The organism is Bradyrhizobium sp. Kon56 (genome assembly GCF_055807635.1).
In genome coordinates, this window is record NZ_JBVVOU010000002.1 from 286458 (window position 1) to 311090 (window position 24633).

At 65.5% G+C, this 24633-nt stretch carries 28 protein-coding genes; 11 read left to right on the forward strand and 17 right to left on the reverse strand.

From position 1 onward, the window contains the following. Positions 1-53: 53 nt before the first annotated feature. The 3 genes from AC0L3B_RS04460 to hslV are packed head-to-tail and all read right to left on the reverse strand — an operon-like array spanning position 54 to position 1717. Positions 54-671: a DUF2585 domain-containing protein gene (locus tag AC0L3B_RS04460; protein ID WP_085349248.1), complete on the reverse strand. Its 618-nt coding sequence runs from the start codon at positions 669-671 to the stop codon at positions 54-56. Then, positions 668-1153 carry a GNAT family N-acetyltransferase gene (locus AC0L3B_RS04465; RefSeq protein ID WP_085359563.1) on the reverse strand — a complete coding sequence of 162 codons (486 nt, stop codon included), beginning with the start codon at positions 1151-1153 and terminating at the stop codon, positions 668-670. Before AC0L3B_RS04465 ends, AC0L3B_RS04460 begins: the two co-directional genes overlap by 4 nt. A gap of 3 nt (positions 1154-1156) precedes the next feature. Further along, complete coding sequence (gene hslV / locus AC0L3B_RS04470; protein ID WP_018459630.1) at positions 1157-1717, reverse strand: ATP-dependent protease subunit HslV; 561 nt, start codon at positions 1715-1717, stop codon at positions 1157-1159. Positions 1718-1906: 189 nt separating this feature from the next. Here hslV and hisB point away from each other — a divergent pair, with 189 nt between their 5' ends. From hisB to AC0L3B_RS04510, 8 genes are all read left to right on the forward strand, one after another. Beyond that, a complete protein-coding gene (hisB, locus tag AC0L3B_RS04475; RefSeq protein WP_007604059.1) occupies positions 1907-2500 on the forward strand; it encodes an imidazoleglycerol-phosphate dehydratase HisB in 594 nt (197 codons plus the stop codon). Between the two features lie 66 nt (positions 2501-2566). After that, positions 2567-3097: a DUF2628 domain-containing protein gene (locus tag AC0L3B_RS04480; protein ID WP_377786764.1), complete on the forward strand. Its 531-nt coding sequence runs from the start codon at positions 2567-2569 to the stop codon at positions 3095-3097. After that, positions 3094-3744, forward strand: coding sequence for an imidazole glycerol phosphate synthase subunit HisH (gene hisH / locus AC0L3B_RS04485; protein WP_018459628.1), 651 nt, complete (start codon positions 3094-3096; stop codon positions 3742-3744). The genes AC0L3B_RS04480 and hisH overlap by 4 nt, the downstream gene beginning before the upstream one ends. Further along, a complete protein-coding gene (hisA, locus tag AC0L3B_RS04490) occupies positions 3732-4478 on the forward strand; it encodes a 1-(5-phosphoribosyl)-5-[(5-phosphoribosylamino)methylideneamino]imidazole-4-carboxamide isomerase (RefSeq protein WP_166517632.1) in 747 nt (248 codons plus the stop codon). Before hisH ends, hisA begins: the two co-directional genes overlap by 13 nt. Positions 4479-4488: 10 nt before the next feature. Continuing rightward, positions 4489-5265, forward strand: a complete 777-nt coding sequence (gene hisF / locus AC0L3B_RS04495; protein WP_085359559.1) for an imidazole glycerol phosphate synthase subunit HisF — start codon at positions 4489-4491, stop codon at positions 5263-5265. Positions 5266-5365: 100 nt separating this feature from the next. Next, positions 5366-5692 carry a phosphoribosyl-ATP diphosphatase gene (locus AC0L3B_RS04500; protein WP_007598445.1) on the forward strand — a complete coding sequence of 109 codons (327 nt, stop codon included), beginning with the start codon at positions 5366-5368 and terminating at the stop codon, positions 5690-5692. 20 nt (positions 5693-5712) lie between these two features. After that, a complete protein-coding gene (gene coaA, locus AC0L3B_RS04505; RefSeq protein ID WP_007598451.1) occupies positions 5713-6669 on the forward strand; it encodes a type I pantothenate kinase in 957 nt (318 codons plus the stop codon). Positions 6670-6775: 106 nt separating this feature from the next. Further along, on the forward strand, positions 6776-7015 hold the full coding sequence (locus AC0L3B_RS04510; RefSeq protein ID WP_018459625.1) for a hypothetical protein: 240 nt from the start codon (positions 6776-6778) through the stop codon (positions 7013-7015). An 84-nt stretch (positions 7016-7099) separates the two neighbouring features. On the opposite strand, the gene AC0L3B_RS04515 is transcribed toward AC0L3B_RS04510, so the two are convergent. The 5 genes from AC0L3B_RS04515 to AC0L3B_RS04535 all read right to left on the reverse strand — a co-directional run bounded on the left by AC0L3B_RS04515 (position 7100) and on the right by AC0L3B_RS04535 (position 12719). Beyond that, positions 7100-7729 carry a histidine phosphatase family protein gene (locus AC0L3B_RS04515; RefSeq protein WP_018459624.1) on the reverse strand — a complete coding sequence of 210 codons (630 nt, stop codon included), beginning with the start codon at positions 7727-7729 and terminating at the stop codon, positions 7100-7102. A 101-nt stretch (positions 7730-7830) separates the two neighbouring features. Beyond that, on the reverse strand, positions 7831-10056 hold the full coding sequence (locus tag AC0L3B_RS04520; protein ID WP_473380078.1) for an ATP-binding protein: 2226 nt from the start codon (positions 10054-10056) through the stop codon (positions 7831-7833). 140 nt (positions 10057-10196) lie between these two features. Next, positions 10197-10664, reverse strand: a complete 468-nt coding sequence (locus tag AC0L3B_RS04525; RefSeq protein ID WP_085349256.1) for a hypothetical protein — start codon at positions 10662-10664, stop codon at positions 10197-10199. Positions 10665-10783: 119 nt separating this feature from the next. Further along, positions 10784-11125, reverse strand: coding sequence for a hypothetical protein (locus tag AC0L3B_RS04530; RefSeq protein WP_018459621.1), 342 nt, complete (start codon positions 11123-11125; stop codon positions 10784-10786). A 55-nt stretch (positions 11126-11180) separates the two neighbouring features. After that, on the reverse strand, positions 11181-12719 hold the full coding sequence (locus tag AC0L3B_RS04535) for a YifB family Mg chelatase-like AAA ATPase (protein WP_473380079.1): 1539 nt from the start codon (positions 12717-12719) through the stop codon (positions 11181-11183). Between the two features lie 228 nt (positions 12720-12947). On the opposite strand from AC0L3B_RS04535, the gene AC0L3B_RS04540 reads away from it, so the two are divergent. Further along, on the forward strand, positions 12948-13193 hold the full coding sequence (locus AC0L3B_RS04540) for a PilZ domain-containing protein (RefSeq protein ID WP_007598461.1): 246 nt from the start codon (positions 12948-12950) through the stop codon (positions 13191-13193). A gap of 80 nt (positions 13194-13273) precedes the next feature. Then, entirely contained in the window at positions 13274-14059 is a 786-nt protein-coding gene (locus AC0L3B_RS04545; protein WP_018459619.1) for a tetratricopeptide repeat protein, read from the forward strand. Positions 14060-14128: 69 nt separating this feature from the next. On the opposite strand, the gene AC0L3B_RS04550 is transcribed toward AC0L3B_RS04545, so the two are convergent. From AC0L3B_RS04550 to rsmI, 7 genes are all read right to left on the reverse strand, one after another. Continuing rightward, positions 14129-15418: a CpaE/TadZ family protein gene (locus AC0L3B_RS04550; protein WP_018459618.1), complete on the reverse strand. Its 1290-nt coding sequence runs from the start codon at positions 15416-15418 to the stop codon at positions 14129-14131. After that, positions 15415-16149: a CpaD family pilus assembly protein gene (locus AC0L3B_RS04555; RefSeq protein ID WP_018459617.1), complete on the reverse strand. Its 735-nt coding sequence runs from the start codon at positions 16147-16149 to the stop codon at positions 15415-15417. Before AC0L3B_RS04555 ends, AC0L3B_RS04550 begins: the two co-directional genes overlap by 4 nt. Before the next feature lie 57 nt (positions 16150-16206). Beyond that, on the reverse strand, positions 16207-17724 hold the full coding sequence (locus AC0L3B_RS04560; protein ID WP_026233853.1) for a type II and III secretion system protein family protein: 1518 nt from the start codon (positions 17722-17724) through the stop codon (positions 16207-16209). A gap of 10 nt (positions 17725-17734) precedes the next feature. After that, entirely contained in the window at positions 17735-18538 is an 804-nt protein-coding gene (cpaB, locus tag AC0L3B_RS04565; protein WP_018459615.1) for a Flp pilus assembly protein CpaB, read from the reverse strand. Positions 18539-18902: 364 nt separating this feature from the next. Beyond that, positions 18903-19847 carry a glutathione synthase gene (gshB, locus tag AC0L3B_RS04570; RefSeq protein ID WP_018459614.1) on the reverse strand — a complete coding sequence of 315 codons (945 nt, stop codon included), beginning with the start codon at positions 19845-19847 and terminating at the stop codon, positions 18903-18905. A 10-nt stretch (positions 19848-19857) separates the two neighbouring features. Next, entirely contained in the window at positions 19858-20259 is a 402-nt protein-coding gene (locus tag AC0L3B_RS04575; RefSeq protein ID WP_018459613.1) for a YraN family protein, read from the reverse strand. Further along, entirely contained in the window at positions 20246-21196 is a 951-nt protein-coding gene (gene rsmI / locus AC0L3B_RS04580) for a 16S rRNA (cytidine(1402)-2'-O)-methyltransferase (RefSeq protein ID WP_018459612.1), read from the reverse strand. The genes AC0L3B_RS04575 and rsmI overlap by 14 nt, the downstream gene beginning before the upstream one ends. A gap of 345 nt (positions 21197-21541) precedes the next feature. Here rsmI and AC0L3B_RS04585 point away from each other — a divergent pair, with 345 nt between their 5' ends. After that, positions 21542-22795 (forward strand): penicillin-binding protein activator, encoded by a 1254-nt coding sequence (locus tag AC0L3B_RS04585; protein WP_026233852.1) that lies wholly within the window; start codon positions 21542-21544, stop codon positions 22793-22795. A 51-nt stretch (positions 22796-22846) separates the two neighbouring features. Here the strand turns inward: AC0L3B_RS04585 and hemW are convergent, their stop codons facing one another. Together hemW and rdgB are read right to left on the reverse strand one after the other, a co-directional pair. Beyond that, positions 22847-24001 carry a radical SAM family heme chaperone HemW gene (gene hemW, locus AC0L3B_RS04590; protein WP_018459610.1) on the reverse strand — a complete coding sequence of 385 codons (1155 nt, stop codon included), beginning with the start codon at positions 23999-24001 and terminating at the stop codon, positions 22847-22849. Continuing rightward, positions 23988-24623, reverse strand: a complete 636-nt coding sequence (gene rdgB / locus AC0L3B_RS04595; protein WP_018459609.1) for an RdgB/HAM1 family non-canonical purine NTP pyrophosphatase — start codon at positions 24621-24623, stop codon at positions 23988-23990. The genes hemW and rdgB overlap by 14 nt, the downstream gene beginning before the upstream one ends. Between the last annotated feature and the right edge of the window lie 10 nt (positions 24624-24633).

A 24633-nucleotide genomic window follows, 5' to 3' on the forward strand; every position in this document is an offset into this window, starting at 1 on the left:
GGGACCTTAGCTAGGATCAGATGCGGGGCGGGACAAGCCGCTTTTTTTTGCCGTCAGATGATCGGCGGACCCGATTGCCATAGTTTCACGGCCTCGATCGGATGGATCAGCATCAGGATATTGAGCGTCAGATTGTCGCGAATATGCAGCGCCAGCATGATTTCGAAGGCGAGCCCAAGCAGGATGGTCACTGATACAGGCAGCAGGCGCGCTACGAGGAAACCCAGCATCATGGACAAATTGTCAGAGATCGAATTGACGATGCTGTCGCCGAAATAATCCAGCGAGATCGTGCCGGCGCGGTAGCGTTCGATGATGAAGGGCGAGTTCTCGACGATCTCCCAGGCACCTTCGATCAGAATGGCGATGATCAGGCGGGCGGGCCAGGACAGAGACACGAACGGCAGCCGCGCGAACAGCAGCCAGGTCAGCCCGTAAAACAGGAAGCCGTGCAGGATGTGCGAGAAGGTGTACCAGTCGGCGATGTGCTGCGAATTCTCCGAGCTGTTCACCACGCCATGCCACAGCTTGACATAGCCGCAGGTGCAGATCGGCACCCGGCCCATCGCAAGCAGGATCGAGGCCTGCATCGCCAGCAGCAGCAGCGCGATGCCGACCCAGGCGAGCGGCGGAAACGCGGCCCTGCTCTCATGCGTGGTTGCCAGCGTCATGGCTCGCGCACCATCAGGAGTGCGGGCCCGTCGGGCGTCTCGACCATGCGTTCCCGGACAAAGCCGGCCTTCTCATAGGCGCGCACGGCGCGCGCGTTGAGCGGATCAGGATCAGTGACGATGCGCGGCAGGCCCTGCCGCAACTGCGCGTCGGCGAATTGCCGGATGAATGCCGAACCGTGCCCGCGCGCGATCATGTCGCTTTCGCCGATGAACTGATCGATGCCACGGGTGGCCTCCGGTTGCGGCCCAAGACCCGTATTCCAGGCGGTCAGGCGGTAGCATTGAAGATAGCCGAACGGCTTGCCGTCGGCCAACACGATGAACTGGTCCATTGCCGGCTCGCCGAGATCGCCGCTCACGAGCGCGAACTGCTCGTCCGGATCGCCCCACCATTCCCGCACATGCGCTTCGCCCAGCCATCGCCGAATCAGCGGCAGAACGGCCGCGGTCATCGGGCGGAAGGTGTAGGCGAGGGCCATGGCCTACCCGGCCGACAGCGCTTCGATGGTCACATTGCGGTTGGTGTAGACGCAGATATCGGCGGCGATGTCGAGGGAGCGGCGGACGATGGTCTCGGCGTCCTTGTCGGTGTCGAGTAGGGCGCGGGCGGCCGCCAGCGCGTAATTCCCGCCGGAGCCGATCGCCATGACGCCGGCTTCGGGCTCCAACACGTCGCCGGTGCCTGTCAGCACCAGGGAGACGTCCTTGTCGGCGACGATCATCATGGCCTCCAGCCGCCGCAAATAACGGTCGGTGCGCCAGTCCTTGGCGAGCTCGACGGCGGCCCGGGTCAATTGCCCCGGATATTGCTCGAGTTTGGCTTCCAAACGCTCGAACAGCGTGAAGGCGTCGGCGGTGGCGCCGGCAAAGCCGCCGATGACGTCGCCCTTGCCGAGTTTCCGGACCTTCCTGGCGTTGTGCTTGATCACGGTCTGGCCGATCGAGACCTGGCCGTCGCCGCCGACCACCACCTTGCCGCCCTTGCGGACCGTCAAAATCGTGGTGCCGTGCCAGCCCGGCGAGCTGTTTGGGGAGTCCTGCATGAATGATCCTCGTTGACCGGGCTGATTTAGGCGGTCGGGAGCGGGGGCACAACGGGCCGCTCCGGGCCCAATTCGCTCACCATAGGCAGAAGTAGAGGCCCGGCCAGCCGTTGCCGCAGTAGCGAAGGCGTCATTTGGCTGTTAAAAGACCGGCGTTTTCGGCCCGAACTAGGATGGAAGCGTGTTTTGATGCGCACCGCGACGATCAAGCGCAAGACCAAGGAAACCGACATCGAGGTCACCGTGAACCTCGATGGCTCCGGCGTGTCCAATATCGCGACCGGCATCGGCTTTTTCGACCATATGCTCGATCTCCTCGCCCGCCATTCCCGCATTGACCTCACGGTCAAGGCGGTCGGCGATTTGCACATCGATCATCACCATACCACCGAAGACACCGGCATCGCGCTCGGCCAGGCCGTCAAGCAGGCGCTCGGCAACATGGCGGGCATCACCCGCTATGCCGGCGTGCACATGCCCATGGACGAGACGCTGTCACGCGTGGTCATCGACATCTCGGGCCGCCCGGTCCTGGTGTTCAAGGTCGACTTTCCCCGCGACAAGATCGGCGAGTTCGACACCGAGCTGGTGCGCGAGTGGTTCCAGGCCTTCGCCATGAACGCCGGCGTGACTCTTCACGTCGAGACCCTATATGGCGATAACAGCCACCATATCGCCGAGTCCTGCTTCAAGGGTCTGGCACGGGCGCTGCGCACCGCCGTCGCGATCGATCCGAAGGCGGTGGGCGAAATCCCGTCCACCAAGGGCTCGCTCGGCGGCTGACATCTTTCGGCCCGCGGCGCGCGCCGTTTGCGGTATCACTGTATTCCTAGGGAACGGGCCATCGCCATGTCCGTCTACACAGTTCATGCTCCCTCCCCCGCAGGAGCCGATCTGCGCGCGACCGACAAGTTCGTCTTCGTGCGCGACGGCTTCCATTTTTGGGCGATGATCTTCGGACCGCTCTGGCTGCTGTGGAATCGGCTGTGGCTGGCGCTGATCGGCTGGGTGATCTTCGTTGCCGCGTTCAACGTCGGGCTGTCCAGCCTTGGCGTCGGCCGGTCGTCGATCGTCTTCGCCGACGTCATCGTCGCGCTGCTGATGGGATTCGAGGCCTCTAGCCTGCGCCGCTGGACGCTCTCGCGCGGTAAATGGCGGCAGCTCGACGTGGTGATTTCCGACGACGAGGACACCGCCGAGCGCCGCTTCTTCGAGCGCTGGAGCCAGAAGCAGCGCGGCATCGTCAACGATCAATGGGCCGTCGATCGCGGTGGCCCGCCGCCGACCCGCAACGTGCCGGGTCAGCAATTCTCCAACCCGCCGCCAATGCCGGCAGGTGGCATCATTGGTTTGTTTCCAGAACCGGGAGGGTCAAGATGAGCGTCGCCATCATCGATTACGGTTCCGGCAATCTGCATTCGGCCGCCAAGGCGTTCGAGCGCGCCGCGCGCGGCATGGACAACCCGCAAAAGGTGTTCGTCACCAGCGATCCAGACCAGGCCTACAGCGCCGACCGTCTGGTACTGCCGGGCGTCGGTGCCTTCGCTGATTGCCGGCGCGGGCTCGATGCCGTCAACGGCATGGTCGAGGCGATCACCGAAGCGGTGCGCGTCAAGGCGCGGCCGATGTTCGGCATCTGCGTCGGCATGCAGCTGTTCGCCACTCGCGGCAAGGAGCATGTGATCACGCAAGGGCTGAACTGGATCGGCGGCGACGTCGAGAAGATCACGCCGAACGACGAGAGGCTGAAGATCCCGCACATGGGATGGAATACGCTCGATGTGCTGCGCGAGCATCCGGTGCTGGACAGGCTGCCGCTCGGCCCCAAGGGCCAGCACGCTTATTTCGTGCACTCCTACCACCTCAACGCCACCAACGAGGCGGACGTGCTCGCGCGTGCCGATTACGGCGGGCCTGTCACCGCGATCGTCGGCAAGGACACGGCGATCGGGACGCAGTTTCACCCCGAGAAGAGCCAGCGCTTTGGCCTCGCCCTGATCTCGAATTTTTTGCGATGGAAACCGTGATTCTCTTTCCCGCGATCGACCTCAAGAACGGCCAATGCGTGCGCCTCGAGCAGGGCGACATGGCGCGCGCGACCGTGTTCAACCTCAATCCCGCAGCGCAGGCGGCGAGCTTCGTCGCGCAAGGCTTTGAGTATCTCCACGTCGTCGACCTCGACGGCGCGTTTGCCGGGAAGCCTGTGAACGCGCAGGCCGTCGAGGCGATGCTGAAGACGATCACGATTCCGGTGCAGCTCGGTGGCGGCATTCGCGATCTCGCGACTGTCGAAGCCTGGCTCGAAAAGGGCATCACCCGCGTCATCATCGGCACCGCCGCGGTGCGCGACCCCGAATTGGTGAAGGCTGCCGCCAGGAAATTCCCCGGCCGCGTCGCGGTCGGGCTCGATGCACGTGACGGCAAGGTCGCGGTCGAAGGCTGGGCCGAGACCTCGCAGGTGACGGTGCTGGAGATCGCACGGCGTTTCGAGGATGCCGGCGTTGCCGCCATCATCTTCACCGACATCGCGCGCGACGGCCTGCTCAAAGGCTTGAATCTCGATGCGACCATTGCGCTGGCGGATGCGATCTCGATTCCCGTGATCGCCTCCGGCGGCCTCGCCTCGATCGAGGACGTCAAGGCGATGCTGACGCCGCGCGCGAAAAAGCTCGCCGGCGCGATCGCCGGCCGCGCGCTCTATGACGGCCGGCTCGATCCTGCGTCCGCCCTCGCCCTGATCCGTAACGCAGGCGCTGCCTAGGAGACCTCCGATGTTCAAGGTGCGCGTGATCCCCTGCCTCGACGTCAAGGACGGCCGGGTCGTCAAGGGCGTCAACTTCGTCGATTTGCGCGATGCCGGTGACCCCGTCGAAGCGGCGATCGCCTATGACGCCGCCGGCGCCGACGAGCTCACCTTCCTCGACATCACCGCGACCCATGAGAATCGCGGCATCATGCTGGACGTGGTCCGGCGCACTGCGGAAGCCTGCTTCATGCCCCTCACCGTCGGCGGCGGCGTGCGCGAGGTGAACGACATCAAGACCCTGCTGCGCGCGGGCGCCGACAAGGTCTCGATCAACAGCGCCGCGGTGTCACGGCGTGAGTTCGTCAAGGAAGCCGCCGAGAAATTCGGCGGGCAATGCGTGGTGGTCGCGATCGACGCCAAGCGGGTCAAGCGCGCCGGTGGCGGAGAGCGCTGGGAGATCTTCACCCATGGCGGCCGCAATTCGACCGGCATCGACGCCATCGAATATGCCCAGGAAGTGGTCTCGCTCGGTGCCGGTGAAATCCTGCTCACCTCGATGGACCGCGACGGCACGCGGCAGGGTTTTGACATCCCGCTGACCCGGGCGATCGCCGACAGCATTCCCGTTCCTGTGATCGCCTCGGGCGGCGTCGGCAATCTCGACCACCTCGTCGACGGTATTCGCGACGGCCACGCCACCGCCGTGCTGGCCGCCTCGATCTTCCATTTCGGGGAATTCACCATCCGCGAAGCCAAGGAGCACATGTCCCGGCGCGGGCTGCCCATGCGCCTCGATGCCTGACGACTCCCGTTCCTAAAAATGCTAAATCATCGGCGGGAACCGGCTTATCCCGTCAGAAACCGGCCAATCATCGGCCAAGGCGCGTTTTCCGAGTATTTGTATGCCGCGTTTCACCATCCACGATCTGGCCGAGACCATCGACGCCCGCGCGGCAGCGGGTGGCGAGGCGTCCTATACCCGCAAGCTCCTCGACAAGGGCGCCGAACATTGCGCCAAAAAGTTCGGTGAGGAGGCAGTCGAAACCGTAATCGCAGCAGTCGAAAACGATCGCGCGCATCTGATCGCCGAAGGCGCCGACCTGCTCTATCATTTCCTTGTGCTGCTCAAGGCCCGCGGCGTAAAGCTGGAAGAGGTCGAGGCCGCATTGGACAAGCGGACCAATATGTCAGGGTTGGAAGAAAAGGCGTCGCGTAAGGGCGGCAGCTAGCCGAGGTGGAGAGTCGCGTCATGGATATCCGCGCACCCGAGCAGCAGTATAATCCGTACCGCGTCTATACGCGCGAGGAGTGGTCGCGACTGCGCGACGACACGCCGATGACGCTGGAGCCGGGCGAGTTCGACCGGCTACGCTCGCTGCACGACCGCCTCGATTTGCAGGAGGTCGAGGACATCTACCTGCCGCTGTCGCGCCTGCTGTCGATTTATGTCGATGCGATGCAGCGGCTTTATTACGCGGAGCGCCAGTTCCTCAACATCCGCGACCGCAAGATGCCCTACATCATCGGCGTCGCCGGTTCGGTCGCGGTTGGAAAATCCACCACGGCCCGCGTGCTTCAGGCGCTGCTGGCGCGCTGGTCGCCGCGTCCCAAGGTCGAGCTGATCACCACCGACGGATTTCTGTATCCCAACGCCGTGCTGGAGCGGCAGGGCATCATGCAGAAGAAGGGCTTTCCGGAGAGCTACGACCTGCCGCTGCTGCTCAGCTTCCTCTCCGACATCAAGGCCGGCCGCCGCCATGTGCGCGCGCCGGTCTATTCGCATTTGACCTACGACATCGTGCCGAACCAGTGGGCCGAGATCGACCAGCCCGACATCCTGATCGTCGAGGGCGTCAACGTGCTGCAGACCGGCAAGCTGCCGCGTGACGGCAAGGCCGTGCCCGTGGTGTCCGACTTCTTCGATTTCTCGGTCTATATCGACGCGGACGAGGCGGCGCTGCGGCAGTGGTACATCAGGCGCTTCCTGTCGCTGCGCGACACCGCGTTCACCAATCCAAAATCCTACTTCAATCGCTACGCGCTGTTGTCGGACGAGGAAGCCACCGCCACCGCGATCGCGATCTGGGAACGCACCAACCTCGCAAATCTCGAGGACAACATCCTGCCGACTCGTCCCCGCGCGACCCTGATCCTGAAGAAGGGCGCCGATCACACGGTGGCGAGCGTGGCGCTCAGGCGGCTGTAGCAGCCTTGATGGACGGCGCCCTTTGTCAAATTTCGGGCTGAGTATCTTTTGTTGCAGACCGGCGAGGGGTATTTGGTTATGGCTTTCGGAAACGCAAACGGGCCCCATGGTTGATCGTCTCAGAAGCGCCGCCGAGCATCTCGAAGCACCGACCTGCCCGGACTGCCATATCGAGATGAAGTGGTTCCGCTCCGAACTGCTCGCGGACGAGCCGACCCCGATCATCGCGCATCTCTTCGTGTGTCCGCATTGCAAGCGCGCCGCCCAGGTAGACACCATGTTCAGGGGAGGCCAGGCGCCGCATGACAAGCTGTCTGCGCCGCGGTTTATGGCTTATGCCGCATAACGGTTCATCCCGTCGGAGCGCGCAGTGATGCCGGGCTCCCGGCCTGCTCCGCACCCAAGCTGACGTGCGTCGCCGGCAGGTGGCTCACTTGCCTGCCTTCGCGATCCAATCCGCAGGCTTGATGCGTCCTGCAAAGGTTGCGGGACCCGAGCCGCCGGCCTTGTAGACGAAGGCTTCACCTTCCTGCACGTCCCCGGCCTCCTTGCCGAAGGCATCGGCGATGTTGGTCTTGTGGGTGACCAGGAAGGTGTTTGTGCCGGCCTTGGGCGGCGCATCGACGAACTGCCGCACGGCCTGGCCCGCCTTTGCATTTGCACCGGTCGGATTTGCCATGCCCGACGCACTCGCGTTACTGCTGTCCGTCAATGCGTCGACCGGCTTGATCTCGCGGCCGGAGATCAGTCTGCCGGCCTCGATCGCGCGGTTCAGCCGGCTGGTGTAGACGTCGCCGATCGGGATCGCGAGTTCCTTGATGGCCGTCCCGATCTGGCGCGCCATGTCCCGGCCCTTTTCACTGAGCTGACGCTGGGCGCTCATGTCGTCGAATTTGAAAGGGTAGACATCCTTTTGGCTGTCGTCGGTAGCGGTGTGGCGAAACACCAGCACGTAGCCGCCTTGCTTGAGCGAGGCGATCAGTTGCGAGCTATCGGCCGCGGCGGCTTGAGTGGAACCACAGAGAAGGATCACGAAAGCGAGGCGGCAAAGCACGTTCATGCGAAATCCTCTGTTTAAATGCCCCAGAGGATGGTGACGTGCGACGCGGTCGATTTCAATTGTCGATTACCGGCCGAGATCAGGTTCCTATGAAATCCGAATCAAACCGCGAGCTGCCGCGCCGCCGCCAGTCCGGCCAGCGCCTCTTCCAGCTTCTCGCGATCGAGCGGCTTGATCAGAAACCCGTTCATGCCCGCTTCAAAGCAGGCGTAGCGATCTTCCACCAGCGTATTGGCGGTGAGCGCGAGGATCGGCGTGTGATGGCCGCCTCTAGCTGCCTCATGCGCACGGATTCGCTTTGTCGTTTCGATGCCGTCAAGCTGCGGCATCTGGATGTCCATCAGCACGAGATCATAGGGCGTGCCGACCGATGCCGCGCCGAGCCAGGATTCCAGCGCGGCCTCGCCATTGATCGCGATGACGACGCGGTGGCCGAGTTTCGTCAGCAGCGAGCGCATCAACAGCGCGTTGATCTCGTTGTCCTCGGCGACGAGAACCGACAGGCCTTTCGCCGGTACCGCGGCGGTGGATGGGGCCGAGGGCTCCGGCGCGAGATCGGGCGAGGCGACCTCCGGGGGTAGCGTGAGGCGTGCGGCGAGCGAGGCCGCGCGCAGCGGCTTCACCAGGAAGCCCGTGAAGGCCGGCGAAAGTTTCTCGTGGCGCGAGCCGGACGTCAGCAGCACGAGGCGTTGCGTCGCATGACTGCGTGCGGCTTCGCCGAGGCGGTCGGCGGTGGCAGCGCCGAGCGCGCGATCGATCAGGACCGAATGCCATGAGCGTTCCGGCAGCAGCGCTTCCGCCACCGCGACGTCCGTCACCATGCAGGTCTGGCCGCCCCAGCGCTCCAGCCGGCGCGCGATCAAGGAGGCCTCGATGCCGTCGGCGATCAGCAGGATCGACTTGCCGGTGAGATCGGGGACGGGGAACGCCGTCTGTTCTGCGCCAGCGTGCGCTGGCGCGAGCGGAATCGCGACCTCGAAGGTCGAACCCTTGCCCGGCTCGCTCGTGAGCGTGATGCGGCCGCCCATGCGCTTGACGATGCGCTCGCTGATGGCGAGACCGAGGCCGGTGCCGCCATAGGTGCGGGCGACGCGTTCGTCGGCCTGCTCGAATTCGCGGAAGATGCGCTGTTGCGCGTCGGCTGCGATGCCGATGCCGGTGTCGCGCACCAGAAAACTGATCTCGTTCGGCCAGATGCCGAGCTCGACGATCAGCGCGACGCCGCCGCTCGCAGTGAACTTGATGGCGTTGCCGGCGAGGTTGAGCAGCACCTGGCGCAGCCGCGCGGCGTCGCCGACCACTTCGAGCGGCAGCCGCTCGTCGACATAGGCGGCGATCTCGAGCTGCTTCGCCTGCGCGCGCGGCGCGAGCAGCTCGGTGATGTCCTCGATCAGGGCCGAGAGCGAAAAGGGACGCGGCTCGAGATCGAGCTTGCCGGCTTCGATCTTGGAATAGTCGAGCAACTCCTCGATCAGCGCCATCAGCGCTTCGCCGGAGGTCTTCACGGCCTTGGCGTAGGTCGACTGCTCAGGCGTCAGCGTGGTGTCGAGCAGCAGCCCGCCCATACCGATGATGCCGTTCAGCGGCGTGCGGATCTCGTGCGACGCCATCGCCAGGAAGCGCGATTTGGCCCGGTTGGCGGCGTCGGCCTGATCGCGGGCGTCGGACAGCGCGCGCTCGGTCTCGGTGCGGTCGGTGACGTCGCGTCCGACGCTCTGCAATTCGGCGGGCTGGCCGGCGTCGAGGCGAACATAGCCTTCGCGCCAGGCGATCCAGCGCGCGCCGAGCGGGGTTGTGATCTTCTGGTCGTGAATGCGCGTGCCGTTGCTCTCGCGGGCGCTGTCGCCCTGCTCCAGCACGGCGAAATCAAAGCGCGTGCCGACCAGCGCGCCGCGCGCCTGTCCGGCAAGCGCGCAATAGGCGTCGTTGGCGAAGGTGATGCAGCCATTTGTGTCGCGCAGCACGATCAGATCGCCCTGCTGTTCGAACAGGCTGCGGGCGCGTTCTTCCGCTTCCTTCAGCTCCCAATTGCGGTCGATCAGCGTTTCGTTGTGGGCAGCCAGCGCCCGCATCCGCTTGTTGACGAAGCGCAGGCGCATGCTGAGCGTGGCGAGGCCGAGGCAGGCGAGCGCGAACAGGAAGCTGACGCCGATCGCAAATGCATTGGGATCGTAGCCGGACGTCTCGGACCGGCTGCCGGAGACAAACCCATAGGCGCCGCCGAAGGTCGCCGAGAAGATCATGAAGGAGCGGATCGCAAAGGCGATTCGGGGGTGCTGTCGCCTGAAGCGGCGCATGCGCACCTTGATCCGGAACGTCCGACCCATCGCCACCGACCCGACTGTTTTCTTAAAACGCTACGCTCGCTGTAAACGACGATGTGCCGCCGACCTTGCGAACAGTTTGAGGCCCTGCGACCGCCTCCAAACAGGGTTGACGAGGCGTTAACGGCGCAAAGCGACGCGGCTCAAAGCGAGGCGGCCTGGAGACGGCGGTGGCCGCCGCGGGCGCCGACGATCAGCGCCGCCGCCTCGCGCTGCGAGAAGGTTTTCGAGCGCACATAGACACGGTAATCCGCCGGCCCCTCGGTGGAGAGATAGATCACCTGACCGCCGTCGACGGGCTGCGCGGCAATCGAGATCAGGCGAGTCGAGGGGTTGGCCTGGCAGGACTCCGATTCCGAGCCGAGGCCGTCGTCGACGACGGCGAAGTCGGCCGCGTCCGCATCCTCGGTGATCTGAACCCGCACCGTGGCGCGCGCGGGATCATCGGTGAAGGCGACATGCACGCCGGCGGTCCAGAACAGCGACGTCAGCTCGACCGAGGTGTCGCCGAGGGCGATGCAGGGATGCGAGACCGATCCGATCTCGCTTCGGGCAAACACCGCGGCCGCCAACAGGGGAACAACCGACGCCAGGATCTTGAAACGCAACATGACGCGCTACTCGCCGGGCCCGGTACGGGGAACTGATGGGCCTTATGGTTTGCAGAGCGTAAAGGAAACTCGTTACCGCCGGGTTGATGCCGGTATCCGGGGATGAGGATCTCAGTCGGTCAGGCGCTTCTGTTCGTTTTTCGCTCGACTTCAGTGAGAACCAAATAGCTGTTTTTGCCGAAGCTGATCGCCCACAGCGCCGCCCAGGCACCCCACCTGTTCCTGACCTCGATCTCGACGGTTTGGCCGGGAGTGGTGCGAACGACGAGCGGCTGGCTCCTGCCCCAATCAATGGTCGCCTCGATCGTGCAGGCGCCGGCCGGCAGCGTGATCTCCAACACGCCGTTGCGCGCAAGCTTCCCAACGCTGGTCCCGTTGACCCACAGCTCGTATGACCTCAGCCAATCAGCGTATTGGGACGCACGAACAAATCTGATGGTGCAGGCATTGGCGTCGGTCATAGCTTCACTCTCGGGGAACGTGCTGTTCGTCAGGAAGATGCCGCGGGCGTATCGGTCAGGCGATCTGGCGCACATCCTCCGCGAGTGCGCGGTAGGACAAGGCCTCGGCGAGATGCAGCCGGCCGATCCTGTCCGCATGATCGAGATCGGCCAGCGTGCGCGCCACCCGCAACACGCGGTGATAGCCGCGCGCCGACAGCCGCATGGTCTCGGCGGCGTCGCGCAGCAGCTTCTGGCCTTGCGCATCCGGTTTGGCAATCTCCTCCAGCACCGAGGCCGGCGCTTCGGCATTGGTGCGAACCTTCGGCAGGCCGGCGTCCGCGTAGCGGGCGAGCTGGATATCCCGCGCCGCCGCCATGCGCGCGGCGACTTCGGCCGAGCCCTCTGCGGGCGGCGGCAGGATCAAATCGGCCGCGGTCACCGCGGGAACCTCGATGCGCAAATCGATGCGGTCCATCAGCGGCCCCGAGATGCGGGCCTGGTAGTCGCCCGTGCAGCGATCGATGCGGCCGCGCTTGCAGGCATAGCCGGGCTCGAACGCATTGCCGCAGCGGCAGGGATTCATCGCCGCGACCAGCATGAAGCGTGCGGGATAGGTGACGCGGTGATTGGCGCGGGACACCGAGACCTCGCCGTTCTCCAGCGGCTGGCGCAGCGAATCCAGCACGCGCGGATCGAATTCGGGGAGCTCGTCGAGGAACAGCACGCCCTGATGCGCGAGCGAGATCTCGCCGGGCCGGGCGCGCATGCCGCCGCCGGTGAGCGCAGCCATGCTGGCGGAATGATGCGGCGAGCGAAACGGCCGCCGCGCCGTCAGTGCGCCGCCCTCGATCTCGCCGGCAACAGAGGCGATCATCGAGACCTCGAGCAACTCGCCCGGTGACAGCGGCGGCAGGATCGAGGGCAGGCGTGCCGCCAGCATCGATTTGCCGGCGCCGGGCGCGCCGATCATCAGCAGGTGATGGCCGCCGGCGGCCGCGATCTCCAGCGCCCGCTTGGCGCTCTCCTGGCCCTTGATGTCGCGCAGGTCGAGCGGCGAGCTTGCTGCTTCATGCACCTTCGGCACAGGCCGCGACAGCACCTGCGTTCCCTTGAAATGGTTGGCTATCTGGATCAGCGAACTTGCGGCGATGATCTGGATGTCCGGGCTCGCCCATGCCGCTTCCGAGCCGCAAGCCGCCGGACAAATCAGCCCCTCCTCGCGCACATTGGCGCCGATCGCGGCGGGAAGAACACCGGCCACCGGCGCGATCGATCCGTCGAGGCCAAGCTCGCCCAGAACGGTGAAGCCGGACAGCGCATCCGGAGGGATCGCGCCGATCGCCCCCATCAGGCCGAGCGCGATCGGCAGGTCATAATGGCTGCCCTCCTTGGGCAAATCGGCGGGCGCGAGATTGACGGTGATCCGCCGCGCCGGCAGCGCCAGCCCCGAGGCGATCAGCGCCGAGCGGACCCGCTCGCGCGCCTCCGACACCGCCTTGTCCGGGAGACCGACGATCGCGAAGGCCGGCAGACCGGGCGCGACCTGCACCTGCACGTCGACCGCGCGGGCCTCGATCCCCTCAAAGGCGACGGTAGAAACCCGCTGAACCATGCCCGAACCAGCCTGCCCTTTTGCACAATTAGGGGTAGCAGAGCGGGCCAATTCTTGCAAGAACAATACAGGAACGGGTCGAGGGGCGCCGGAAGGTCCTAACCAATCGTAAACACGACGAAGACACTACGCCTCGAATGCAAGCTGCTCTGCTCAGCACATTCCAACGAATGTCCGCTACTCCTAGGGGTGCGGGATGGGCCGTGGTCTAACGGGTGAACAATTCAAATGCTTGCAAATCGCCGGAGAAGCGAACGACGGATGTGCACGCGGCTCGCCAAGATTCATTTTGGCGCGGGTTCGCTGCCGCGGGACTGCACGATCACGGATATTTCGGATGGCGGCGTGAAAGTCGTGGCGGAATTTCTGGAAGTGCCGCCGCAATTCACCATCATCTTCGCGCCCGACTATTCCCGGCAGTGCCGCCTGCGCTGGCGCATCGGCTGCGAGTTCGGCGCTGAATTCACCGACTGAGCTTTCGGAAGCGCCCCGCCTTAACGGGACTTTAGCGTTAATCGGTAAGCATCTCTGATCAGTCGCCGAGTGATCAGAGTATGTCCAAGCGTTTGTCCGTCGCCTCTCTTCCGGCGAGATATCTGTTTTCCGCGCTTCTGATCCTGGCCCTCGGCGGCTGTCAGACAACCGGCATCGAGGACATCACCGGCGCGCTCGGCGGAAAGTCGGACACGGCTGGCAGGGCCGAGGCCAAGCCGGACGTGAAGCCGGACATGGATGCGCTGCGCGAGCGCTATCGCGCCAAGCCTGGCGATCCCAACGTCGCGCTCGAATACGGCAAGGCGTTGCGCCAGACCGGCCAGCGCGCGCAGGCGCTCGCGGTGCTGGAGCAGGCCGTGCTCGCCCATTCCAGCAACAAGGCGCTGCTCGCCGGCTACGGCCGTGCGCTCGCCGACAGCGGCAGTTTCCAGCAGGCGTTCGACGTCCTCGGCCGCGCGCATTCGCCCGAGGATCCCGACTGGCATATCCTGTCGGCGCAAGGCGCCGCGCTCGATCAGCTCGGTCGCAACGAGGAGGCGCAGCAATATTACGCCGCCGCGCTGAAGATCGTGCCGGACGAGCCGTCGGTGCTGTCCAATCTCGGACTGTCCTACATGCTGCAGAACAATCTGCCGCGGGCTGAGGAAACGATGCGCCGGGCGCACGAGCGCAATCCCGCCGATTTCCGCGTGCGCGCCAATCTCGCGCTCGTGCTGGGACTCGAAGGAAAGCAGGCCGAGGCCGAAGCCATCGTGAAGGCGGACCTGCCGCCGGATCAGGCGGCGGCCAAGGTCACGGCGCTGCGGCAGTTGCTGGTGAAGAAGCAGCAGCGGGCGGAGAAGTAACTCGCTCGCGCGCGTCAGGATGCCGTGTCAGGAAGCCTTGGTCCGAACGCCTTGCTCAGAACGCCTTGCTCAGGATGCCTTGCGATGCGGGGCTGACCCGCGACCCGACCTGCCCTTCAGCTTCTTCAGCAGCGGCCCGAGCAGCGAGCGCTTCGGCTTCTTCACTTCGCCCCGCCCGGCGAGGCGGTTCGCCATGTTCTGGAACAGCTCGGTGGTGCGGTGGCTCTTGGAGACCTCCGCGATCATCTGGCCGTTGTTGGCCGCGGTCGAGAACAGCTTCGAATCGAACGGGATCACCGCGATCGGCTGGCTCTCCATGGTCTTGGCGAAGGCCTTGACCTCGATCTCCGCCCGCTTGGGCATGCCGACCTGGTTGATGCAGTAGAGCGGCGGCCGGTCGTTCGGCCGCGCCGCCTTCAAGACGTTCAGCATGTTCTTGGTGTTGCGCAGGTTCGCAAGATCGGGCTCGGCCACGATGACGATGTCGTCCGCGTTGACCAGCGCGCGACGGGTCCAGCCCGACCATTGATGGGGAACATCGAGCACGATGCAGGGCGTGGTCATGCGCAGCGTGTCGAACACCGCGTCAAAGGCCTCCGCGCCGAAATCGTAGACGCGGTCAAGGGTGGCGGGCGCAGCAAGCAGGCTGAGACGCTCGGTGCATTTGGAGAGCAGACGCTCTATCAGGGCCGTGTCCGGCCGATCCTGCGACAGCACCGCATTGGCGATGCCTTGCACCGGGTCCTGGTTGTAGTCGAGACCCGCGGTGCCGAAGGCGAGGTCGAGATCGATCACGACGGAATCGAGCGCGAGGTCGCGGGCGATGGTCCAGGCCACATTGTGCGCGACGGTGGAGGCACCGACACCGCCCTTGGCCCCGACCACCGCGATGACGCGGCCGGTGATGATGGTTTCGGACGCCGAGAACAGGCTGCAGATCGAGCGGACGACGTCGAGCGTTTCGACCGGTCCCACCACATAGTCGTTGACGCCGCGGCGGACCAACTCGCGATAGGGCGCGGTGTCGTTGGGATTGCCGATCACGACCACACGGGTGCCGGGATCGCAGACGCCGGCGAGGTCGTCGAGGCCCTCGAGGATGTCGCGGGTGCCGTCGGATTCGATCACGATGACGTTCGGCGTCGGCATCGTTTCATAGACTTCGATTGCCGCCGCGAGGCCACCGTCCTTGGCCGTGAGATGCGCCTTGGCGAGACGGCGATCCTGCCCGGCCGCGGTCACCGCGGCGAGCGTCTGCGCGGTCTCGCAAAAGGCTTGCACGGAGATGCGAGGAACCGGCGCAATGTGTTCCTCGGGGTGCTGCGGATCGTCCGCTTCTTCGTCGTGGACGCGTGTCATCTGCCTGTATCGCTGAGTTTGGCCTTGTCGGCGTCTGGATTGCTGCTCGCGATCGGCGTGCCCTTGCGATAGCGCTCGAAGGCCATGTCACGCCGTGCGTTATAGACCGGCGTCTCGGACCGCGGCTGCTCCAGGTCGGCCGGATTGTCGATCATGGCCGCGAGGTTGCGCTGGCTGGCGCAGCCCAGATTGAAATAGGGCCGGTTCTCGTTGTAGCCGGGGTCGAGGATGGAGGGGCCGATATCTTCCGGCCACAGCCCGCAGGGGCCGGCGACCGCGGCGATCCGGGAATAGCTCAGGCGGATGGTGGGCAGCAGCCCTGGATCCTCGGGCCGATAGGGATGCTGGACGATGGCACGCGATGGCACGCCGACGGATGCGAGCACGGAACGGATCTCGTGATAGGTCGCCGCCGCCGCGCGCGAATTCGCCGCGTTGACCGGGACGTCGACCACGACCGAGCCGGTGCCTTCGCGCACCCAGTCCCGGGCAATGCCGGCGACGTCCGCGTGCTGCGCGGCCGAGAGGCCGCCGCGAGCCTTGCCGACGAAGATCACGATCGACTTCTTGGCTTCCTCGACCGCGATCGGGTGACGCTGGCGATAGTCGGTCGGCACCGTCTGGGTGACGATCTCGCCGGTGGTGTTGCAGGCGCCCAGCATGACGGAGAGCCCCGTCAGTGCCAGCGCGACGCTCAACCCGCGACGTCGATCGGCCATGGTCTTCGTCATCGCTTCATCCCCTCGTGCCCCGTCTCTTGCCCCGTTCCCCAACCTGTCCGTTCGTCGTCAGTCGATGATGAAGCCGAAATCGCCGGGCGTGCCCGCGATCGGATCGACGCGGCGCGCGACGCCATAGAGGCGGTTCATGCGACCGAGCAGCGCCGTCTGGGCGTCAGACGCCGGGGCGAAGCCGTCGTCGGGGCGGGACAGCTCCTTCTGAGCCACCGCGCGCACCACATAGGGCGTCACGATCACCATCAGCTCGGTTTCGTTGTTGACGAAGTCCTGGCTGCGGAACAGCGCGCCGATGATCGGCACCTGGTCGACGCCGGGCAGGCCGTTGATCGCCTGTTTGGTCTGCTGCTGGATCAGGCCGGCCATGGCCATCGAGCCGCCCGAGGGAATTTCCAGCGTCGTTTCGGCGCGGCGGGTCTGGATCGAGGGGATGGTGATCGAGTTGGTCGAGCTCGACGACAGCGCCTGGGTCACCGTGATGGCGCTTTGGTTCGACAGCTCGGACACCTCGGTCATCACCCGCAGGCTGATCCGTCCCTCGCTCAGCACGACCGGGGTGAAGTTCAGGGAGATGCCGAACTTCTTGTAGGTGATCTGGGTGGTGCAAACGTGGGTGACGGGATCGCAGGCATAGCCCGAGGGAATGGGGAATTCGCCGCCGGCGATGAAGGTGGCGGATTCGCCGGAGATCGCGGTCAGGCTCGGCTCGGCGAGCGTGCGCATGACACCGGCACTTTCCATCGCGCGCATCGTGGCGCTGACGGTCGCGAAGCCTTTGGTGAGACCGGCGACACCTAATCCGTTGTTGCTGACGATCGGTCCGCCGCTGACCGAGAACGGGTTGGAATTGTTGAAGTTCACCACCGCGGTGCCGGCGTTCAGACTGGCGCTGAGATCGACGCCCAACTGCTTGACGATATCGCGGCGCACTTCGCCGACGACGACCTTGAGCATCACCTGGTCGCGGCCGCGCACGATGATGTTATTGACCACCTTGTCGGAGCCGCCGACCAGTTTCGCGGCGACGTCGCCGGCCTGCTGGGCCTCGACCGGGCTCGATACCGAGCCTGTCAGCATCACGCTGTCGCCGACGCCTTCGATCTGCACGCCCGGCAGCGACTGGCGCAGCGCCGTGCGCATGCCGTTGAGATCGCGCTTCACCGCGATATCGTAGGCGGCGACCTGCTGGCCGTCTGCGGCGAAGAACACGACGTTGGTCTGGCCGACCTGTCCGCCGATGATATAGGCGCGTTGGGCCGAGCGGATCACGGCATTGGCGATCTTGGGATCGGCGACCAGCACGTCCTTGACGTCGCGCGGCAGGTCGATGACGGCGGACTTGCCGACGCCGAGCGACAGGAAGCGCGTCTTCGCCGGCGCGATCGTCCCGACCGGCGAAACATCGAGATCGGCTGCCTGCATCGGCGCCTGGTCGCCGACCGGCGCATCTGCGGCGCTGACGACATCGGGGGCTGCGAGGAGCCCCAGGGTCAGCATCGTCCCCGTCCAGAACGAGCGCGCGCGATTCCCCCGAATGCGCATGCCCGTCCGATCATCCCCGTAGTTCATCATGTCCCCATCACTTCTGTGACGTCAGTTGCCGCGCCTGTACGCCGTAGCGGATCACGTTGACCCCGCCGGACCGCTTGCTCGCCTGGTCCTCGGGCGTGCTGTCGACCGAGTTGGCATCGACGATGCTGCGCAGCGCGAGTGTCAGCGTGCCGCCCTGGCGCGCTGCCGATAGCGCGGCGACCTGGTCGGGTTTAAGCTCGAGCGTGACGGTCCTGCCGACGACGGCGTTCTGGCCGTCCTTTTCCTTCGGCGCCTGGTCGATCGCGAGCACGCGGATATTGGTCAGGATCGCTTCGGATAGGATGAGGTCGTTACCGGCGGCCCCGTCAGGATTCTTCAGGCGGCGGGTCAGCATGATGTCGACGCGGTCATTCGGCAGGATGAAGCCGCCGGCGGCAGTCTCGGCTGAAATCTCGGTGGAGACGGCGCGCATGCCCGACGGCAGGATCGCGGCCATGAAGCCGGAGCCGTCGGCCCTGACCAGCTTCTGCTCGCGGATTGGCTCGCCCTGCATCAACGGCACGCGTGCGATCGAGCCTGCAATCTGGATCTGCGCCTCGGGCCTGTTGTCGCGGCGGATGAAGGCGCTGCTCGCGGTCGCCGCCGGCCAGAGCTGCCATTGCAGGTCCTCGGGCTTCACGGCTTGACCGAGCTGGATGTCGTTCTTGGCGACCAGGACCTCGACCGTCGGCAGCTTCTCGGCGACGGGGAGAACGGGCGCGGGCTTGTTGTCATAGCCGCTCGCCAGATACGCAGCGACGCCGCCGGCGCCCAGTGCGATGACGAGAACGACAATGCGTGCGGTGTTCATACGCTTCTACTCTACGCGGGGCACTCGAACCGCACCTGGCGGGCTCCCCGACATCGATGAGTAGGCAGCAAAAGTATAAGCGGTGTTGCGAGGCCGAATGTGATCGACGGCCGCGCTGTGGTCTTTCGGCAGATGGTGAACGTCGCGTTAGCCGGTCGGCCACCGGCCCCGTAGTTTCACGCAGTGCGGCCACTGCGTTCGAATGATGCGCGCGGCGTCATGGTGAATGGGTGGTTAGTGGTGTGTGGGGTGATGCCGCGCATGCATTACGTAGCCTGGATGGAGCGAAGCGCAATCCGGGGCCGCTGAACATGATGTGGCATCCCGGATTTCGCTGCGCTCCATCCGGGCTACGGGCCGGCGGCTACTTCGCGCGCTTTTGCTCGATCACGTCCCAGAGCTTTGCGGCAACGTCCGGTCCGCCGAGCCGCGCGATGGCGCGGATGCCGGTCGGCGAGGTCACGTTGATCTCGGTGAGGTTGCCGTTGATGACGTCGATGCCGACGAACAACAGCCCGCGCTCGCGCAGCGCCGGGCCGACGGTAGCGCAGATCTCGCGCTCGCGCGGCGTGAGCTCGGTCTCCTGCGCAGCGCCGCCGCGCACCATGTTGGAGCGGAGGTCGTCGGCGGCCGGGACACGATTCACCGCGCCCGCGAACTCGCCGTTGATCAGGATGATGCGCTTGTCGCCGTGCTTCACCTCGGGGATGAACTGCTGGATCACCCAGGCTTCCTTGAATGTCACCGAGAACATGTCGAACAGCGAGCCGAAATTCATGTCCTGCGGCATCACGCGGAACACCGCAGCGCCGCCATGGCCGTGCAGCGGCTTCATGACGACGGCGCCATGCCTGTCGCGAAAGGCGTTGATCTCGTCGAGATCGCGCGAGATCAGCGTCGGCGGCATCAGTTGCGGGAAGTTCATCACGAACAGCTTTTCCGGCGCGTTGCGCACCGATGCGGGGTCATTGACGACGAGTGTCTTCGGATGGATGCGTTCGAGAAGGTGCGTCGAGGTGATGTAGGCGAGGTCGAACGGCGGATCCTGGCGCAGCAACACCACGTCGAAGCTGTTGAGCGCCTCGCGCCTGGGTTCGCCCAGGGTGAAATGATTGCCGGGCTCGTCGCGCACGGTGAGCAGCTGAACCGGAGCGACGATTTCCTCGCCGACCATCGAGAGCTTGTCGGGCGTGTAATAGGACAGGCCGTGGCCGCGCTTCTGCGCCTCCAGGAGCAGCGCAAAGGTGGAATCGCCCTTGATGTTGATGCGGGCGATGGGGTCCATCTGGACGGCGACGTTCAGTTTCATGGTCTGCCTTTCAGGTCGAGGCGTCGAATGCCGCCAACACATGGCGTGGAAGTCGTTTCGGCGCAATCAGCATGGCATCGAATCGCATTTCAAATTCCGCATGCTCGGGATGCGCGACGAGCCAGCCTTGCGCGGCATCGATGATGCGCTGCTGCTGGCGCGGCGTCACGGCGAAGGCGGCGTCGTCCAGCGTCGCGCGCGCCTTGACCTCGACGAAGGCGATCAAATTGCGGCGGCGCGCCACGATGTCGATCTCGCCATGCGGCGTGCGGTAACGTTTGGCGAGGATGCGGTAGCCCTTGGCCATGAGATAAGCCGCAGCGCGGCTTTCCGCAGAGATGCCGGTGTGGAACGCGGCGACGCGCTCGGGCGAGGCGATTTTCGGTTCCGACGGGACGTCAGTCTTCGCCATCGCCGCCCCGCAGATCTTTGGCAAGCTCAAGCGCGCGGGCATAGACCTCGCGGCGCGGCCGGCCCGAGAGGGCGACCGCATGCGCCACCGCATCCTTGACGCTGTTCGCGGCAAGCTGCTCACGCAGGACGTCGTCGAGCGCATCCGATGTCAGCATCTCGGCATCCGCCGCAGGCGGAGCGATCACCAGCACGAATTCGCCGCGCGTCTCCAGCGTGTCGGCATCGCGCGCCAGCTCACGCAGCGTCGCGCGCGAAATCTGCTCGTGCAGTTTGGTCAGCTCGCGGCAAATCGCGGCTTCCCGGGTCCCCATGATCTCGGCGAGCTCGGCGAGCGTGTCCTGCACGCGGTTGCCGGAATCGAACATCACCAGCGTCGCATCGATGCGCGCAAGCTCGGCCACGCGCGACTTTCGCGCGGCGGATTTCGAAGGCAGAAAGCCTTCGAAGAAGAAGCGGTCGGTCGGCAGCGCTGCGACCGATAGCGCCGCCAGCACCGAGGACGGGCCGGGCAGCGCGTAGACCGCGTGGCCGGCGGCGCAGACCTCGCGCACCAGCTTGTAGCCGGGGTCCGAGATCAACGGCGTGCCGGCATCCGACACCAGCGCGATCGAGCCGCCCTGCGAAAGCCGCTCCAGGATCTTCGGACGGGCCGCTTCAGCGTTGTGCTCGTGATACTGCTTGAGCTGCGCAGAGATGTCGTAGCGCTCGGTCAGACGCCGCGTGATGCGGGTGTCCTCGCAGGCGATGACGTCGACCCCGGCGAGGGTCTGCAGCGCCCGCAGCGTGATGTCACCGAGATTGCCGATGGGGGTCGCCACCAGGTGCAGGCCAGGCGCGGCCTTCGGCGCGACAAGCCGATGGGCGTCGACGGAGAAACCGCGCGAGGCGGCCTCCGTCGTCTCAGGTGTGTTTGTCGGGGACGGCTTTGCGCGCATAATCAGACGAACTTAGGTATGATCCCCGGGGCTGGGAACCGGTCCCCGGAAAAAGATCGTGCCTGGGCGAGGCAAGGGGCGAGGCAGGACTGGAATGTGATCCATTCGGCATCACATTCTCCAGGGAATGAAGCGTCAGCGCCATATTCGCGGCGGAAACGCCGCCTTGATGCTGGGTGACGGACGGCGGACAGCTAGCCAGAACTTGAAAGGAAGCCGCGTTAAGCGGGCATTATCCTTTTGTTTGAGTTAACTATTTGCCGACAATATGCCTGAATCCATGGCCGGTGTCGTGGAAAGAATGTCGTGACCGGCTGGCGACGGTCGGTCGGAAGAGAAACTGTCATGACGGGCCCACGTGATCCCAGATCCTCCTTTTCGGAGGAGTCTCCCGTTCAGGGGCCCCTGATGTCAGGGGCGACGCGGCGAAGCGCGCTCGGTCTGTTGCTCGGCGCGCCGCTGCTGTCGGCCTGCGCCGGCGTGCAGCAGAGCCTGAGCCAGTTCTCCAATCCGTTCAGCAGTTCCTCCCCGCCTCCGGCCCAGCCGGCCGGCCCGCCGCAACAGGCGACGACCGCCGGCACCGGCGGGGTGAAGGTTGCCGTGATCCTGCCGCTGTCGGCATCTGGCAATGCCGGCCTTGCCGCGCAGTCGATGCGCAACGCCGCCGAGATGGCGCTGGCCGAGTTCCAGAATCCCAACATCCAGCTCCTGATCAAGGACGACAATGGTAGCCCGCAGGGCGCGCAGGCCAGTGCGCAGCAGGCGGTCGATGAGGGCGCCGAGATCATCCTGGGGCCGCTATTCGCGCAGTCGGTGCCTGCGGTGGCGCAGATCGCGCGCACGCGCGGCATCCCGGTGATGGCGTTCTCGACCGATTCCAGCATCGCCGGCCGCGGTGTCTATCTGCTGAGCTTCCTGCCGGAGTCCGACGTCAACCGCATCGTCGAATATTCCGCCAGCATCGGGAAGCGCTCCGTCGCCGTGCTCGTGCCCGACAATGCCTATGGCAATGTGGTCGAGGCCGCGGTGAAGGCGGCGGTGCCGCGCCGCGGAGGGCGCATCGTCGCGTTCGAGAAATACGGCGCCGATCGCGCCACGCCGGCCCGGACCGTGGCGCAGCAGCTCGGCAGCGCCGATGCGCTGTTCATCGCCGATGATGGCGACGCCGTCGTCTCGGTCGCCGATGCGATGAGCGCGGCGGGTGCGAATCTGCGCAATATCCAGCTGCTCGGCACCGGCCTGTGGGACAGTCCGCGCGTCTATGCCAGCTCCAACTTGCAAGGCGGCCTCTACGCCGCGCCGGACCCGGCCGGCTTCCGCGCCTTCTCCGGCCGCTATCGCACCAAATATGGCGCCGAGCCCGTGCGCACCGCCACGCTTGCCTATGATGCGGTCGCCCTGGTGGCCGCGCTGGCGCGTACGCAGGGCACGACGCGCTTTTCGTCGGACGTGCTCACCAATCCCTCCGGCTTTGCCGGCATCGACGGCCTGTTCCGCTTTCGCGCCGACGGCACCAATGAGCGGGGCTTGGCGGTGATGAAGGTCACGACCGGCGGCGGCGTTGCGGTCGCGGGCTCGCCGAAGAGCTTTGGGGCGTAGCTGTTTCCTCGACGTCGTCCTGGCTTTCGCCAGGACGACGATGGAGAGACTTTACGCCGCGAGATCCGCGACCACCGCGTCCAGCACCGGAAAACCGCTGCTCGTCACGCGCAGCCGTCCCGTTGCATCCACCGTGATTGCACCTTCTTCGCTCAGCAGCGTGATGCGCTTGGGATCGAGTGAGCGGCCGGAGAGCGCTTTGTAACGCTCGGGGTCGATGCCCTCGGCGAGGCGCAATCCCATAAGCAGGAATTCGTCGGCGCGCTCTTCGCTGTTGAGGAGATCGTCGGTGACGACGCCGTGGCCGTTGGTCTCGACCCGCATCAGCCAGGCTTCGGGGCGCTTCTCGGTGGCGGTCGCGTGCCTGATACCGTCGATGTCGAGGCGGCCATGGGCGCCGGGGCCGATGCCGGCATATTCTTCGCCGCGCCAGTAGACCAGATTGTGCCGGCACTCGGCGCCGCGCCGCGCGTGATTTGAAATCTCGTAGGCGGGCAGGCCGAGCCTGTCGCAGGTCTCCTGCGTGACGTCGTAGAGCGCGCGTGCGACCGCTTCATCCGGCGTCTTCAGCTTGCCGGCTTGATGTAGGCCGAAGAACGGCGTGCCTTCTTCGATCGTCAATTGATAGAGCGACAGATGCTCGGCCGCCTCGCCGATCGCGAGACGCAATTCATCGGCCCACATCGCCGGCGTCTGGTCGGGACGGGCGTAGATCAGGTCGAACGAATAGCGATCGAACGAGCGGCGCGCGATAGCGACGGCATCGAGGGCCTCGCGCGCGCTGTGCATGCGGCCGAGCGCTTTCAGCGAGGCATCGTCGAGCGCCTGCACGCCGAGCGAGACGCGGTTGACGCCGGCGGCGCGATAGCCGGCGAAGCGCGTAGCCTCGACGCTGGTCGGGTTTGCCTCCAGCGTGACTTCGACGTCTTTCGCCACGGTCCAGTGCTTGCCGATGGCGTCGAGCACAGCGCCGACGGTTGCAGGCTGCATGAGCGAGGGCGTACCGCCGCCGAGAAAGATCGAGGTGACTTCGCGTCCGGGCGCGCGCTCGGCGGTCGCAGCGATTTCGCGCGCGAATGCTGACGCAAACCGCGGCTCGTCGATCGGGGCGTGGCGAACGTGGCTGTTGAAGTCGCAATAGGGGCACTTCGACAGGCAGAACGGCCAGTGCACGTAGACGCCGAAGGCTTCCTTAGCGCGGCTCAAGGCAGATCTCCGCCAGTTTCACGAAGGCGCGGGCACGATGCGACAGGCCGAGACCGAGCGGCGGCAGGCCGTGCTTCTCGATGCTCTCCATCTCGCCGAAGGTGCGGCTATGGCCGTCGGGCAAAAACATCGGGTCGTAGCCGAAGCCGGCGGTGCCGCGCGGCGGCCACACCAGCGTGCCGTCGACGCGCCCCTCGACCTCTTCGAGATGATCGTCGGGCCATGCAACGCAGAGCGCGGAAACGAAGTGCGCCTTGCGTTTGGCCGGCGTGGTCGCGCCGCGCTCCTGCAACAGACGCTCGATCTGCGCCATCGCTGCGGCAAAATCCTTGTTCGGGCCGGCCCAGCGCGCCGAGTAGATGCCGGGCGCGCCGTCGAGCGCGTCGACCACGATGCCGGAATCATCGGCGAAAGACGGCAGCTTCGTTGCCTGCGCCGCCGCGATCGCCTTGATCGCGGCATTGCTGCGGAAATCGTTTCCGGTTTCTTCCGGCTCGGGAAGGCCGAGCTCGCCGGCCGACACTGCTTCGATGCCGTAAGGCGCGAGTAGCTCCTTCATCTCGGCGAGCTTGCCGGGATTATGGGTCGCGATAACCAGCTTTCCGGTGATTCGGCGGTGCATCGGGCTATTG

Coding starts and splice junctions, on each gene's coding strand:
- AC0L3B_RS04480 (WP_377786764.1), top strand. CDS start 2,567: ATGTCCGTCTACACAGTTCATGCTCCCTCCCCCGCAGGAGCCGATCTG.
- hslV (WP_018459630.1), bottom strand. CDS start 1,717: ATGCAGGACTCCCCAAACAGCTCGCCGGGCTGGCACGGCACCACGATT.
- AC0L3B_RS04585 (WP_026233852.1), top strand. CDS start 21,542: ATGACGGGCCCACGTGATCCCAGATCCTCCTTTTCGGAGGAGTCTCCC.
- AC0L3B_RS04560 (WP_026233853.1), bottom strand. CDS start 17,724: ATGAACTACGGGGATGATCGGACGGGCATGCGCATTCGGGGGAATCGC.
- gshB (WP_018459614.1), bottom strand. CDS start 19,847: ATGAAACTGAACGTCGCCGTCCAGATGGACCCCATCGCCCGCATCAAC.
- AC0L3B_RS04510 (WP_018459625.1), top strand. CDS start 6,776: ATGGTTGATCGTCTCAGAAGCGCCGCCGAGCATCTCGAAGCACCGACC.
- AC0L3B_RS04515 (WP_018459624.1), bottom strand. CDS start 7,729: ATGAACGTGCTTTGCCGCCTCGCTTTCGTGATCCTTCTCTGTGGTTCC.
- hisH (WP_018459628.1), top strand. CDS start 3,094: ATGAGCGTCGCCATCATCGATTACGGTTCCGGCAATCTGCATTCGGCC.
- AC0L3B_RS04545 (WP_018459619.1), top strand. CDS start 13,274: ATGTCCAAGCGTTTGTCCGTCGCCTCTCTTCCGGCGAGATATCTGTTT.
- AC0L3B_RS04540 (WP_007598461.1), top strand. CDS start 12,948: ATGCTTGCAAATCGCCGGAGAAGCGAACGACGGATGTGCACGCGGCTC.
- AC0L3B_RS04460 (WP_085349248.1), bottom strand. CDS start 671: ATGACGCTGGCAACCACGCATGAGAGCAGGGCCGCGTTTCCGCCGCTC.
- AC0L3B_RS04555 (WP_018459617.1), bottom strand. CDS start 16,149: ATGACGAAGACCATGGCCGATCGACGTCGCGGGTTGAGCGTCGCGCTG.
- rsmI (WP_018459612.1), bottom strand. CDS start 21,196: ATGCGCGCAAAGCCGTCCCCGACAAACACACCTGAGACGACGGAGGCC.
- AC0L3B_RS04500 (WP_007598445.1), top strand. CDS start 5,366: ATGCCGCGTTTCACCATCCACGATCTGGCCGAGACCATCGACGCCCGC.
- AC0L3B_RS04525 (WP_085349256.1), bottom strand. CDS start 10,664: ATGTTGCGTTTCAAGATCCTGGCGTCGGTTGTTCCCCTGTTGGCGGCC.
- AC0L3B_RS04530 (WP_018459621.1), bottom strand. CDS start 11,125: ATGACCGACGCCAATGCCTGCACCATCAGATTTGTTCGTGCGTCCCAA.
- hisF (WP_085359559.1), top strand. CDS start 4,489: ATGTTCAAGGTGCGCGTGATCCCCTGCCTCGACGTCAAGGACGGCCGG.
- hisB (WP_007604059.1), top strand. CDS start 1,907: ATGCGCACCGCGACGATCAAGCGCAAGACCAAGGAAACCGACATCGAG.
- AC0L3B_RS04520 (WP_473380078.1), bottom strand. CDS start 10,056: ATGGGTCGGACGTTCCGGATCAAGGTGCGCATGCGCCGCTTCAGGCGA.
- AC0L3B_RS04550 (WP_018459618.1), bottom strand. CDS start 15,418: ATGACACGCGTCCACGACGAAGAAGCGGACGATCCGCAGCACCCCGAG.
- AC0L3B_RS04575 (WP_018459613.1), bottom strand. CDS start 20,259: ATGGCGAAGACTGACGTCCCGTCGGAACCGAAAATCGCCTCGCCCGAG.
- coaA (WP_007598451.1), top strand. CDS start 5,713: ATGGATATCCGCGCACCCGAGCAGCAGTATAATCCGTACCGCGTCTAT.
- AC0L3B_RS04465 (WP_085359563.1), bottom strand. CDS start 1,153: ATGGCCCTCGCCTACACCTTCCGCCCGATGACCGCGGCCGTTCTGCCG.
- rdgB (WP_018459609.1), bottom strand. CDS start 24,623: ATGCACCGCCGAATCACCGGAAAGCTGGTTATCGCGACCCATAATCCC.
- hisA (WP_166517632.1), top strand. CDS start 3,732: ATGGAAACCGTGATTCTCTTTCCCGCGATCGACCTCAAGAACGGCCAA.
- AC0L3B_RS04535 (WP_473380079.1), bottom strand. CDS start 12,719: ATGGTTCAGCGGGTTTCTACCGTCGCCTTTGAGGGGATCGAGGCCCGC.
- cpaB (WP_018459615.1), bottom strand. CDS start 18,538: ATGAACACCGCACGCATTGTCGTTCTCGTCATCGCACTGGGCGCCGGC.